General features: G+C 73.6%; 8 protein-coding genes. 3 read left to right on the top strand and 5 right to left on the bottom strand.

Annotated elements, in window-relative coordinates:
* Positions 1-4 precede the first annotated feature (4 nt).
* The 3 genes from ACRYCC_RS29560 to ACRYCC_RS29570 all read right to left on the bottom strand — a co-directional run bounded on the left by ACRYCC_RS29560 (position 5) and on the right by ACRYCC_RS29570 (position 5905).
* Complete coding sequence (locus ACRYCC_RS29560) at positions 5-3046, bottom strand: bifunctional [glutamine synthetase] adenylyltransferase/[glutamine synthetase]-adenylyl-L-tyrosine phosphorylase (RefSeq protein WP_433816999.1); 3042 nt, start codon at positions 3044-3046, stop codon at positions 5-7.
* Between the two features lie 250 nt (positions 3047-3296).
* On the bottom strand, positions 3297-4658 hold the full coding sequence (locus ACRYCC_RS29565; RefSeq protein ID WP_433817000.1) for a glutamine synthetase family protein: 1362 nt from the start codon (positions 4656-4658) through the stop codon (positions 3297-3299).
* A 230-nt stretch (positions 4659-4888) separates the two neighbouring features.
* Positions 4889-5905: an ArsR/SmtB family transcription factor gene (locus ACRYCC_RS29570; protein WP_433817001.1), complete on the bottom strand. Its 1017-nt coding sequence runs from the start codon at positions 5903-5905 to the stop codon at positions 4889-4891.
* Positions 5906-5960: 55 nt separating this feature from the next.
* Between ACRYCC_RS29570 and ACRYCC_RS29575 the strand changes: the two genes are divergently transcribed.
* Together ACRYCC_RS29575 and ACRYCC_RS29580 are read left to right on the top strand one after the other, a co-directional pair.
* Entirely contained in the window at positions 5961-7214 is a 1254-nt protein-coding gene (locus tag ACRYCC_RS29575) for an MFS transporter (RefSeq protein ID WP_433817002.1), read from the top strand.
* A 66-nt stretch (positions 7215-7280) separates the two neighbouring features.
* The gene (locus tag ACRYCC_RS29580; RefSeq protein WP_433817003.1) at positions 7281-8408 is read left to right on the top strand and encodes a terpene synthase family protein; all 1128 of its coding nucleotides are present in this window, start codon (positions 7281-7283) and stop codon (positions 8406-8408) included.
* Here ACRYCC_RS29580 and ACRYCC_RS29585 read toward each other — a convergent pair.
* Positions 8405-9058, bottom strand: coding sequence for a hypothetical protein (locus ACRYCC_RS29585; RefSeq protein WP_433817004.1), 654 nt, complete (start codon positions 9056-9058; stop codon positions 8405-8407). The genes ACRYCC_RS29580 and ACRYCC_RS29585 overlap by 4 nt on opposite strands.
* A 127-nt stretch (positions 9059-9185) precedes the next feature.
* On the opposite strand from ACRYCC_RS29585, the gene ACRYCC_RS29590 reads away from it, so the two are divergent.
* Positions 9186-10991, top strand: a complete 1806-nt coding sequence (locus tag ACRYCC_RS29590; RefSeq protein ID WP_433817005.1) for an NAD+ synthase — start codon at positions 9186-9188, stop codon at positions 10989-10991.
* A 126-nt stretch (positions 10992-11117) separates the two neighbouring features.
* Here ACRYCC_RS29590 and ACRYCC_RS29595 read toward each other — a convergent pair whose 3' ends face one another.
* Entirely contained in the window at positions 11118-13226 is a 2109-nt protein-coding gene (locus ACRYCC_RS29595; protein ID WP_433817006.1) for a SpoIIE family protein phosphatase, read from the bottom strand.
* Positions 13227-13278: the final 52 nt, after the last annotated feature.

Consider the following 13278-nt stretch of genomic DNA (forward strand, 5'->3'; position numbering starts at 1 on the left):
CCCGTCAGGGCGTGATCCCGTAGAAGACCCGCTCGGCCACGGCCCGGGCGCGGCGGGCGTGCCGGCGCCAGTCCTCGAGCATGTCCCCCGACCCGGCGTAGCCGAGCACCCGGGTCACGGCGGTGCGTTCCCGATGATGGTCGGTGGGCAGCAGGTCGGACGCCCGGCCCCGGACCAGCATGAGGACCCCCCGGATGCGGGTGGCCAGCTGCCAGGCGTCCCCGAGGGCCGCCTCGTCGGCGGCGGAGATCAGGCCCGCCTCCACGGCGGCCTCCAGCGCGGCGAGCGTACGGGTCGTCCGCAGCCCGGGCACCTCGTGGGCGTGCTGCAGCTGCAGCAGCTGGACGACCCACTCGACGTCGGAGAGCCCGCCGGGCCCGAGTTTGAGATGCACCCTCCGGTCGACGCCCCTGGGCAGCCGCTCGGCCTCCATACGGGCCTTCAGCCGGCGGATGTCCAGGAGCGTCTTCTCGTCGATGCCGTCCTCGGGCCACCGCACCGGGTCGATGACTGCGCGGAACCGCTCGCGCAGGTCCGGGTCCCCGATGAGCGGGTCGGCGCGCAGCAGGGCCTGGCTCTCCCACGGGGCCGACCAGCGCTTGTAGTACGCCGCGTAGGAGGCCAGCGTCCGCACCAGCGGGCCGGACCTGCCCTCGGGGCGCAGGTTGGGGTCGATGACCAGCGCGGGGTCCGGGGCCGGGAGCGCGAGCAGCCGCCGCAGCTCCTCCGCGACGGAGTGCGCGGCCGCCGCGGCCGCCCGCTCGTCGGTGCCGGGCAGCGGGTCGTGCACGAACATGACGTCGGCGTCGCTGCCGTAGCCGAGCTCGTGACCACCGAACCGGCCCATGGCGACGATCGCCATCCGGGTGCCCAGCGGGCCGCGCCGCTCCATCTCGATCTTGTGGATGGCGGTCTGCAGGGCGGCCTCGAGGGTGACCGCCGTGATGTCGGTGAGCGCCTCCCCGACCGTACGGGCGTCGGTGAGGCCGAGCAGGTCGGCGACGCCGATGCGGAACAGCTCCCGGCGGCGCAGGCCGCGTACGGCCGCGACGGCGTCCTCGGCCGACTCGACCGCGGACTTGCCGGGCTGCTCGTCGCCCTGGTCCTCGGCCCGGCGCCGGACCGCGGCGCGCGCCTCGGTCGTGAGCGCGTCGTACGGTCGGGGGGTCAGCTCCGCGGCACTGCCGAGCATCGCCACCGCCTCCGGGGCGCGCAGCAGCAGGTCGGTGAGGTAGCGGCTGGAGGCCAGCAGCCGGGCCATCCGCTCGGCGACGGTGACCTCGTCGCGGAGCAGCCGGAGGTACCAGGGGGTGGTGCCCAGCGCGTCGCTCACCTGGCGGAAGCCGAGCAGCCCGGCGTCGGGGTCCGGCGCGTCGGCGAACCAGCCGAGCATCACCGGCAGCAGGGTCCGCTGGATCGCGGCCCGCCGGGTGACCCCGCTGGTCAGGGCCTCGATGTGCCGGAGCGCGCCAGCGGGGTCGTTGAAGCCGAGCGCGGTGAGGCGGGTCCGGGCGGCCTCCGTGGTGAGCCGGGTCTCCTCCCCGGGCAGCCGGGCCACGGCGAGCAGCAGGGGCCGGTAGAACAGCTTCTCGTGGATCCGCCGCACCCCGCGGGCGTGCCGGCGCCACAGCGCGGTGAACTCCCCCACCGGGTCGGTCCGGAGCCCGAGGGCGCGGCCGAGCCTGCGCAGCCCCGCATCGTCGTCGGGGATCAGATGGGTGCGGCGCAGCCGGTGGAGCTGGACCAGATGCTCGACCCGGCGCAGGAACCGGTAGGCGGAGGCCAGCGCGGCGGCGTCGTCCCGCCCCACATAGCCCCCCTGGGACAGGGCGGTCAGGGCGTCCAGCGTGGTCGAGCTGCGGATGCTCTCGTCCGCCCGGCCGTGCACGAGCTGGAGGAGCTGGACGGCGAACTCCACGTCGCGCAGCCCGCCCGGCCCCAGCTTGAGCTGCCGCTCGGCCTGGTCGGGGTCGATGTGCGCCTCCACCCGGCGGCGCATGGCCTGGACGTCGGCGACGAAGCCCTCGCCCGCCGCGGCCTTCCAGACCATCGGCATGAGCGCGTCCAGGTAGGCCTGGCCGAGCTCGGGATCGCCCGCGATCGGCCGGGCCTTGAGCAGCGCCTGGAACTCCCAGGTCTTGGCCCAGCGCTCGTAGTAGGCGCGGTGGCTGGCCAGGGTGCGCACCAGCGGCCCGGACTTGCCCTCGGGCCGTAGGGCGGCGTCCACCTCCCACAGGGAGCCCTCGTGGGTGCTGGCCGAGCAGGCCCGCATGACACCGGACGCGAGCCGGGCCGCGGCCCGCAGGGCGACGTCCTCCGGATGGCCCGGCTCGGGCTCGGCGACGAAGATGACGTCGACGTCGCTGACGTAGTTGAGCTCGCTGCCGCCGCACTTGCCCATGCCGATGATCGCGAGCCGGCAGGAGTCCGCCTCCGGGGTCTCCGCCCGGGAGATCGCCAGGCCGGTCTCGAGGGCGGCCGCGGCGAGCTCGGCGAGCTCGGCCGCCACCGCTCCGATCCCGGCCGCCCCGGTGAGGTCCCGGCCGGCCAGGTGCAGCAGCCGGCGGCGGTACTCCACCCGCAGCGCGACCTGGGCGTCGAGCCCGGTCAGCTCCGCGCGGGGCACGGGGGCCGCGGGGTCGGCGCCCACCGCCTCGAGGAGCCCGGCGCGCAGCGCGCCCGCCTCGGGGGCCACCACCCCCGGCTCGCCGTGCAGCACGACCCAGTGCTCGGGGTGCCTGGCCAGATGGTCGCCGAGCGCCGCGCTCACCCCCAGCACGGTGAGCAGCCGCTCCTGGGTGCCGGCGTCGTCGTCGAGCGCGTTGAGCAGCTCGGTGGGGTTCTGCAGCCGCTCCAGCAGGGCCACCAGCCCGCTGAGCGCGAGATCCGGGTCGGCGGTGCCGCCCAGGGCGTCGATCAGGGTGTCCCCGACGTCGGCCTCGGATTCGGCCAGCAACCGCTCGGCTCTGGTGGCGTCCGTGAAGCCCAGCCGGGCCAGGCGACCGGTGAGGGAGGGACGACGGTGGGGACTCCAGGGCGCGCTCACGGCCCCACCGTAACCGGACAACCCGGCGTCGGAAGGCAAACCGATCCCAACAAAAGGCTCTCGGGGAAGGAAATTGCCGGATCGTTCCAAACACGCCGTGGTTTCGCGCGGAACGCGTGTGGAATCGCCCGCCGGCGCCCTGCCGCGCCGCCCGCGCCGCCCTTGCCCGCGCCGCCGCACGGCGGTACGCGTACGGGGACCCACCGGCGGCGGGCGTGCGGGCCGGGCCGCCGGCGGGTCGCGGGAACGCTCAGAGCACGGCGATGAGGCGCTTGCGCTCGTACTCGGTCACCTGGCGGCGGTAGTCGTCCCACTCCGCCCGCTTGTTGCGCAGGAAGAAGTCGAAGACGTGCTCACCGAGCACCTCGGCCATCAGCTCGCTGCGCTCCATGACGGCGATGGCGTCGTCGAGGCTCTGCGGCAGCGGCTGGATGCCGAGCACCCGGCGCTCGGCGGGGCTGAGCGCCCACACGTCGTCCTCGGCGCCGGGGGGCAGCTCGTACCCCTCCTCGATGCCCTTGAGACCGGCTCCGAGGATCGCGGCGAACGCCAGGTAGGGGTTGCAGGCGGTGTCGACGGAGCGGAACTCCACCCGGGTCGCGTGGCCCTTCTGCGGCTTGTACATCGGGACCCGGACGAGCGCGGAGCGGTTGTTGTGGCCCCAGCAGATGTAGGACGGCGCCTCTCCCCCGGCGCCCGCCGAGGCGCCCACCCCGCCCCACAGCCGCTTGTAGGAGTTGACCCACTGGTTGCAGACCGCGGTGATCTCCGCCGAGTGCCGGAGCAGCCCGGCGATGAACGCGCGGCCGACCTTGGACAGCTGGAACTCGGCGCCCGGCTCGTAGAAGGCGTTGCGGTCGCCCTCGAACAGCGACATGTGCGTGTGCATGCCCGAGCCCGGGAAGTCGGTGAACGGCTTGGGCATGAACGAGGCGAAGACGCCCTGCTCGAGCGCCACCTCCTTCATGACCAGGCGGAAGGTCATGATGTTGTCGGCCGTGGTGAGCGCGTCGGCGTAGCGCAGGTCGATCTCCTGCTGGCCCGGGGCGCCCTCGTGGTGGCTGTACTCCACCGAGATGCCCATCGACTCCAGCATGGTGATCGCGTTACGCCGGAAGTCGTGCGCGGTGCTGTGCGGAGTGTGGTCGAAGTAGCCGCCCTGGTCGACCGGAAGCGGCTCGCTGCCGTCCTCCGGGCGCTCCTTGAGCAGGAAGAACTCCACCTCGGGGTGGGTGTAGAAGGTGAATCCGAGATCGGCGGCCTTGCCCAGCGCCCGCTTCAGCACGTACCGGGGGTCGGCGAAGCTGGGGGTCCCGTCCGGCATCAGGATGTCGCAGAACATCCGGGCCACTCCCGGCGACTCCGCGCGCCACGGCAGCACCTGGAAGGTCGACGGGTCGGGCTTGGCGAGCATGTCCGCCTCGTAGACGCGGGCGAAACCCTGGATCGCCGAGCCGTCGAAGCCGATGCCCTCGGCGAACGCCCCCTCCAGCTCGGCCGGGGCGACCGCCACCGACTTCAGGAAGCCGAGCACGTCGGTGAACCACAGGCGGATGAAGCGGATGTCCCGCTCCTCCAGCGTCCGGAGCACGAACTCCTGCTGACGGTCCAAAGCCACATCCCCCTCGATGCTCGGTCGGCGTTTCCGCCGGTAGTAGACACATCTGGACGACTGCCAGTCTGCCTTGGTCCTGTTTCCACAACGTTACATAGGTATCGGTCGTCCGATGCCCGCGAAGTCCGCGTTCAATCACGGAACAGCGCCGGATCCGGGCACCGGCCAGGCTACCTGCACAGGAGTGTCCCTGATCCTCGCGCCTTACCGTTGGCGGGGCGGACCGCTCATCCCGGGGGGCCGGGAACCTGCCCGCCGGACCCCGCCGCGAGGGCGTCGCCCGCGGCGGTACGGGCGTAGAGCACCCGCCTGCCGACCCGGTGGCCCACGACCAGCCCGCAGGCGCGCAGCACGCCCAGATGCTGGCTGACGGCACCCGGGGTGACCCCCAGGCGGCGGGCCAGCTCGGTGGTGGCGGCGGGCGAGCCCAGCGCGGTGAGCAGCGCGGCCCGCCCGCGGCCCAGCAGTGCCGCCAGCGCGTCCGGGGGCGGCGCCGGAGCCGACTCCCACAGCGTCGCCACCCCGTACGGCGGATAGCTCACCATCGGCTGGTAGGGCGGGATCATGGTGAGCACCCGGGGCCAGCTGAACGCGCTCGGGGACAGGATCAGGCCGCTCCCCTCCAGCTCCGCCCGGTAGGAGTAGCGCTGGTCGACTTCGAGCCGGTCCCCCGACCAGCGGATCGACTCGTGCAGGCCGGCGAACAGGCCCGCCGCGCCGCGCTCCGCGAGCGCCCTGGACCGCCGCAGCACGTCCGCCTCCAGCAGGTCGCGCAGCCGCCGCCAGTACGGCCGCAGGGCGAGGTCCCAGTAGGCCGCGAGCAGGTCCGCCAGCAGCGCGATCGACCGTTCCGGGTCCGCGACGAGCTCGCGGCGGACCTGGGCGTAGGCCCGGCGGATCCGCTCGGGCACCACCTGGTCGCCGTCCACCCACCGCACCTCCTCGACCAGCTGGTCCGGCGCCGTCGCCCGCACGACCTCCAGCTCGGCGGCGAAGTCCGGCAGCGGGGTCTCGGGCGGCGGCGTGAGGAAGTCCGGCATGTACCCCTGGGGCGGGATCAGGGCGAGCAACGGCGCGATGTCCAGGCCGCGCAGCCGGGGCCGTACCGCCCGCACCCACGGCAGGTGCAGGGCGTGCCGGGACGGGTCGGCGAGCACCCGCACGCTGTAGGCGAGCTCGCCCAGCGGCGAGTACGCGAACCGCACCCGGGCCACGTCATCGGGCGTGAAGATGAATTCGATCATTTAGCCACCGCTAAAAGTCTCGCACGGCCCGGCCGGCCGGGCCAAGGATCACGCCATGACCACGCTCGAGGGCACCCCGCTGACCGCACCCCCCGCCACCCGGCTGCCCGCCTTCCTGCACACCCGGATCGGCGGCCTGCCGCGGCCGTTCTGGGTGCTGTGGACCGGTTCGCTGATCAACCGGCTCGGCACCATGGTCGAGCCGTTCATGGCGTTCTACCTCGTGGGCGTACGCGGCCTCTCGGTGCCGGCGACCGGGGCCGTGATGGCGATGTTCGGCGCCGGCTCGGTCTTCTCCCAGGTGATCGGGGGTGCGCTCGCCGACCGGATCGGCCGGCGGCCCACGCTCACCCTCGGCACCCTCGCCAGCGCGGCCGCCATGGTCGCCCTGGGCTACGTGAGCTCGCTGCCCGCGTTGATCGCCGTCGTCTTCGCCCTCGGCCTGACGGTCGACATGTACCGGCCCGCCGCGCAGGCCCTGGTCGCCGACCTCGTCCCCGCCGCCGACCGCACCCGGGCGTACGGGCTGCTCTTCTGGGCGGTCAACCTCGGCTTCGCGGCCGCGATGGTGGCCGGGGGCACGCTGGCCGGGGCCGGCTTCCACTGGCTGTTCTGGATCGACGCCCTCACCTTCGTCGTCTTCGGCCTGCTGGTCTGGCGGGCGGTCCCCGAGACCCGCGCCGCCCGGCCGCCCGGCGGGGACCCGGGCGGGTTCGGGGACGTGCTCCGCGACCGGGTCATGGTCGCCTTCGCGGCGCTCGCCCTCGTCTACCACTTCGTCTACCTCCAGGCGTTCACGACCCTGCCGCTGGCGATAAAGGTCGACGGGCTCCCACCGGCGGCCTACGGGACCGCGATGGCGCTCAACGGAATCGTGATCATCGTCGTGCAGCCGCTCGTCGGCGCCCGGCTGGGCCGCCTGGACCACAGCCGGGTGCTCGCCGCCGGGACGCTGGTGGTGGGACTGGGCTTCGGGCTGACCGCCCTGGCGGCCGCCTCCGCCCTCGGCTACGCCGCGACGGTGCTGGTGTGGACGCTCGGCGAGATCGTGGTCGCGGCGGTGAGCGGCGCCGTGGTGGCCGCCCTGGCCCCGGCGCACCTGCGCGGGCGCTACAGCGGCCTGTACGGCACGTCCTGGTCGGTCGGCGGGCTGCTGGCCCCGGCGGGCGGCACCTGGCTGCTCTCGGCCGGCGCGCCCGCCCTGTGGCTGACCTGCGCCGGCCTGTGCGCCGCCGCGGCCTGCGGCCAGCTCCTCCTCGCCCCGGCCGTACGCCGCCGCGGCGCCCCGGCGTCCGTCCCGGATCCCTGAAGATCATGGTCGGTCCCTGGCGCGGCGATCACGGTCCGTCACGCCCCGGATCGTTAGCGTGGAGGAGTGGATGCCACGCTCCTTCTCCCGCTCACGGACCGAGCCGCGTCCTTCGCCGAGCCCTGCCGGCTCCATCCCGCCGCCTGGTCCATCACCGAGAACGCCGACGGCTGGGCACGGCGGCGCGGCCTGGTCACCGGCGACCCGGACGCCTCCCCGCTGGGCCGCGCCCGGCTGGGACGGCTGGCCGCCCGCGTCTTCCCCGACGCCGAGGAGGCCCGGGTGACGCTGTTCACCCAGTGGCTGATCTGGCTGTACGCCTTCGACGACGTACGCGACGAGACCCCGCTGGGCGGATCGGCCACCGCGGTGGACACCCTCTACTCCCATCTGTTCATGTCGCTGCGGCGCGGCCACGCCCGGCCCGGCTCGGGCCCGCTGGAGATCGCGCTGACCGAGCTGTGGCAGGCGACGTCGCCCCTGACCACCAGGTCGTGGCGGTGCCGTTTCCTGAGCCACCTGGAGGACCACCGCAGCGCCTGCGGCGAGGAGGCGGTGAACCGCCGCACCGGCCAGATGCCCTCCCCCGGCCGGTATCCGGCGCTGCGCCGCCGTACCAGCGGCACGTTCATGTTCGACCTCGCCGAGCCCGTGCTCGGCGTCGAGACGGCCGCGGGCGTCCTGCTCTCCCCCGCCTGGCAGAACCTCCTGCTGGGCACCGCCGACCTGATCACCTGGTGCAACGACGTCGCCTCCTACGGCCGGGAGGCGGCCTGGGGGGCGACGCACAACTACGTGACCGTCTTCGCGCACGCCTTCGACCTGACCCCGGAGCAGACCGCCGCCTGGGTCGTGGACCGCATCGCCGAACGCGCGTCGGAGGTCCAGGCCGCGGCCCGGCAGCTACCGGCCACGTTCTCCCGGCTCGGCCTGGACGCCGCGTCCGAGCGAGCGACCGGTGCGGTCGCGGAGGCGTTCCTGGCCGCTCCCCGCGCCCACCTGGACTGGCTGCTGGAGTCGGGCCGCTACCGCGACCGCGACGGGTTCGTCCCGCGCCAGCCCGGCCCGCGGGACGATGCGGCGCCGGCCGCCCTACCGGGCTCCGCCGCCCGGCCCGCCCCGGCGGCCCCGGCGGCCCCGGCCGCCGCCGGCCGGGAGGCCGGTGTCCCGCCCGGCCAGGCGCCGGAAGGCTAGCTCCAGGCGCCCTTGGCCAGGAGGTCCTTGAGGCCGGGCGTGTTCCACTCGTCGACGATCAGCGTCTGCGAGCCGGCCAGGTACCAGTCGCGCTCGGTGTAGGAGACGGCGGTCTTCTTCTCCGCCTCGCCGATGTTGGGGCCCCGGGTGTAGCAGGGGATGCTCCACTCCCGGTACACCGCCTGCCGCCCGCCGACCACGGCCGTGCCCTGCCCGCTCAGGCGGGCACCCAGGCTCTTGCCGGCCGCGCGGAGCCGCGGATCGGCCGGGCAGTCGTAGCCCTCGTCCTGGATGTACTGCGCGGCGTACGGCTCGTCCGGCCGGTACGGCTGGATGGGCAGGCCCTCGTTCTCGTCCGGGGCCACGTGGGACGCTCCGAGCAGCTGGAAGCCCTTGCACGCGCTCTGCGGCTCCGGGGCGTCCGGGCAGGTGCCCGAGACGACCACCCGGAAGCTGTCGGGGGACTCGGTGGCCTTGACCTGCCAGCCGGCCGGGGCCGCGATCGAGAGCCCGCCGATCGCCAGGCTCTTCCCGCCGCCGGCACCGCCGGACTTCCCGGCACCGCCGCCGTCGCAGGCCGCCGCGGAGAGCAGGAGACCACCGGCGGCCAGCCCGGCGGTGAGGATACGCGTCAGCCGGATCGTCCACACGGTCAGTGATCTTCCCGGACATCTCCGGCGCTAGCAAGGCGAACGCCACGATCCACGGACGGGCCGCCGGACGGCACCGGGCCGACCGGCGCGCGGGCGTACCGCCGGGGTTGCCTACGCTAGGGGCGTGACACAGCTCCGAATCGCGCTCGCACAAGTGAATCCGACCGTCGGCGACCTCAGCGGGAACGCCGATCTGATCGTCTCCTGGGCCCGGCGGGCCGCCGAGGCCGGCGCCCACCTGGTGGCCTTCCCGGAGATGATGCTGACCGGCTATCCGGTGGAGGACCTCGCCCTGCGCTCGTCCTTCATCGAGGCCTCACAGCGCACCCTGGAGGTCACCGCCCGCCGGCTGCGCGACGACGGCCTCGGCGATCTCCCGGTGGTGACCGGGTACCTGGATCGCCGTACGGTCGGCCCGGCCAGGCTGGGGCAGCCCGCCGGGGCGCCGCTCAACGCCCTGGCCTGGCTGTACCAGGGTGAGGTCGTCGCCCGCTCCGCCAAGCACCATCTGCCCAACTACGGGGTCTTCGACGAGTTCCGCTACTTCGTGCGGGGCGACCGGCTGCCGGTCGTCCGGCTGCACGGCGTCGACGTCGCCACGGTGATCTGCGAGGACCTGTGGCAGGACGGCGGCCCGGTGGGCGTCGCCCGGTCGGCCCAGGCGGGCCTGCTGCTGGTGATCAACGGTTCGCCGTACGAGCGGAGCAAGGACGACCTGCGGCTGGAGCTGTGCGCCCGGCGGGCCCGCGAGGCGGGCTGCGCCCTGGCCTACGTGAACATGGTGGGCGGCCAGGACGAGTTGGTCTTCGACGGCGACTCCCTCGTCGTCACCCAGGACGGCGAACTGGTCGCCCGGTCGCCGCAGTTCCAGGAGCACCTGCTCGTCACCGACCTGACCCTGCCGCCCGCCCGTCCTGCGCTGCGCGGCGGGGAGTTCCCGGTGGACGCCCAGGACGGCACCACCATCAGCGTGGACCGGCACGTGCTCACCGACGACCCGGTCCCGGCGTACGAACCGTCGCCGCCCGAGGTCGCGCCCGCCCCGGACGACCACGGCGAGGTCTACACCGCACTGGTCCTGGGCGTGCGCGACTACGTCCGCAAGAACGGCTTCCGGTCGGTGATCCTCGGGCTGTCCGGCGGGGTCGACTCCGCGCTCGTCGCCACCATCGCCGCCGACGCCATCGGGCCGGGCAACGTGCACGTGGTGCTGATGCCGAGCCGTTACTCCAGCGATCATTCGATCACCGACGCGGAGGACCTGGTCAAGCGCCAGGGGCTGCACGGCCGTACGGTGCCCATCGGCGCGATGGTCGAGGCCTACGAGGCCCAGCTGGAGCTGTCCGGGCTCGCGGCCGAGAACCTCCAGGCGCGGGTGCGCGGCAACATCCTCATGGGGCTGTCGAACGAGCACGGTCATCTCGTGCTGACGACCGGCAACAAGAGCGAGATCGCGACCGGCTACTCCACGCTGTACGGCGACTCCGCGGGCGGCTTCGCGCCGATCAAGGATCTCACCAAGACGCTGGTGTGGGCGCTGTGCCAGTGGCGCAACGACCAGTCCGGGGACGTCCGCTTCCTGCACACCTTCGCCGGCCCGCCGATCCCGCAGAACATCATCGACAAGCCGCCCTCCGCGGAGCTGCGCCCGGGCCAGCTCGACACCGACTCGCTGCCGGACTACGCCGTGCTCGACGCGCTCCTGCACGACTACGTGGAGCGCGACCTGGGGCACGACGCGCTGATCGCCGCCGGCCACGAGCCGGCGCTGGTCGAGCGGGTGATCCGCCTGGTCGACCGCGCGGAGTTCAAGCGCCGCCAGTACCCGCCCGGCCCGAAGATCACCCAGAAGAACTTCGGGCGCGACCGCCGGCTGCCCATCACCAGCCGCTGGCGCGAGCCCGCCACCACCGGCGACCTCCCCGAGTAAGTCCCCCGGGTGACATCCCCCGCCCACTCACTCCACCCCGCGGCACGGCACGGCGGCACGGCACGGCGGCGCGGCGTGGGCTGGTGTGGGGTGGGGGCGTGTCCGGGCGGGCCGGGCTGGGCTCGGTTAGCGGTGGTGGAGCTCGCCGGGCCACAGGCCGGCGGGCTGGGCCGGGCTGGGATCGACGCCGGGGATGTGCTGCTCGCACCAGACGACCTTGCCGGCCGCGGTGCGCCGGGTGCCCCAGCGCTGCGCGAGCTGGCTGATGACCAGCAGGCCGCGGCCGGTCTCCTCGTCGTCGGCCGCATGGCGCCGCCGGGGCAGCGCGGCGGACCGGTCCATCACCTCACAGACCAGCGTGCGCTCCTTGAGCAGCCGCAGCTCGATGGGGCCGGGAGCGTAGCGCAGCGCGTTGGTGATCAGCTCTGAGGCGAGCAGCTCGGTGGAGTAGGACAGCTCCTCCAGGTCCCACTTGGCCAGCTGGGTGCGCACGTGCCCGCGGGCCCGCCGGACCGCCGCCGGGTCGGCCGGCAACGACCACGACACCCGCTGGTCCTCGGGCAGCCGCCGCAGCCGCGCGATGAGGACCGCGATGTCGTCGCGGTGCTCGTCGTCGTACACCCCGGCGAGGGTCGCCTTGCAGAGGTCCTCCATCGGCCGGGTGTGCGCCTCGGCGTCGAAGACGCCACGCAGCCGGGCAAGGCCGTCGTCGATGTCACGGCCGCGGCTCTCCACCAGCCCGTCGGTGTAGATGACGAACAGGCTGCCGTCCTCGACGGTGAACTCCCGGCTCTCGATGGTCGCGCCGCCCTCGACGCCGAGCGGCGGGGCGGGCGGGATCTCCAGGAGCTCGTTGCTGCCGTCGGGCGTGGCCAGCAGCGGCGGCAGGTGCCCCGCGGAGGCGATCTCGATGATGCCGGTGGTCGCGTCGTAGACGGCGTACACGCAGGTGGCGAAGTGCGGCTCCTGCTCGCCGAGCTCGACCATCAGCTCGTGCATGACGTGCAGGGCCTGCGCCGGCGGCAGCTCGAGGTTGGCGAGCGTGTGCAGTGCCGTGCGCAGCCGGCCCATGGTCACCGCGGCCTTGACCCCGTGACCGGCCACGTCCCCGACGATGAGCGCGACCCGCGCGCCGGGCAGCGCGATCGACTCGTACCAGTCGCCGCCCACCTCGACGAGCTTGCTGCCCGGGAGGTAGCGGTGCCGGACCTCCACGGTGGACGGCGCGGACAGGCTGATCGGCAGCAGGCTGCGCTGCAGCGTCAGCGCGGTGGCGCGCTCCAGGCTGAACCGCCGGGCGTTGTCCAGCACGATCGCGGCCCGGGCGGCGAACTCCATGCCGATCTCGACGTCGTACGCGTCGAAGCGGCGGAAACCCGGGATCCGCGTGCAGACCAGGATGCCCAGGAGGGTGTCCTTGGAGATCACCGGCAGCAGCACCATCGACGCGCCGGTCAGCAGCTCGGCCACCGGCTTGCGGCGCCACTTGCGGGCGACCTTGCGGGCCGCCTCCGCGTCCATGACCGGCAGGTGCACCGGCTTGGCGGTGTCGAGGCACTGCCGGTAGGGGGTGTCCTTGGGGTAGACCAGCACCTCCCCGACCGGGAAGGTCGACGACCACATCGGGTTGCCGTCGTCGCTGGCCAGCGCCAGCCGGCGCAGCACCGCCGCACCGTCGGTCGCCTCGCCGTGCACCTCGTCGGCAGCGACCAGGCTCTCCAGCACGACCAGCGTCGCGGTGGTGCAGAAGTGCGGCACGATGACGTCGATGAGCGCCTTGGCGGTCTGGTCCAGGTCGAGGGTGGTGCCGAACCTGGTCAGCGGGTCGTCCATCAGGGACCGGCGCATCAGCGCGGGGTCCTGGAAGCGCTCGCTCGACTGCAGCGCCACCCCGATGAAGATGAGCGCGGACAGATGGGGCCCCGCGGTGACCATCGGCTGCGCGGTGACGACCGCGTCGGTCACCGAGGCGTCGGCCCGTTTGAGCGGCAGCACCGCCCTGCGCTCCTGCCCGGCGCGCACGGCCTCCAGCAGCGTCTCGAGCTGTTCCTTCGCATCGTCGATGATCTCGGCGAGATGGAGCCCGAGAAGGTCACCTGGTTCCCTGCCGAGAACGCTCTCTACATTTTGCCCACACTGGACAATTTGTCCCGAATTGTTGATGCCGAGCACGAGTGTTCTCGACGCCGAATCGGTGGTGGGCGCCTCGCCCTTTCGCGCCATCACGGATTTCACCTGTCGCGCTCCTGACAGCCGGCCCTCGTACCACTCCCAGCCCAAGTATGGG

The organism is Actinomadura scrupuli (assembly GCF_050971785.1).
Taxonomy (GTDB): domain Bacteria; phylum Actinomycetota; class Actinomycetes; order Streptosporangiales; family Streptosporangiaceae; genus Actinomadura_E; species Actinomadura_E scrupuli.

Excerpts from the sequence above, each read along its gene's own strand:
- ACRYCC_RS29570 (WP_433817001.1), bottom strand. The coding sequence starts at position 5,905 with ATGATCGAATTCATCTTCACGCCCGATGACGTGGCCCGGGTGCGGTTC.
- ACRYCC_RS29575 (WP_433817002.1), top strand. The coding sequence starts at position 5,961 with ATGACCACGCTCGAGGGCACCCCGCTGACCGCACCCCCCGCCACCCGG.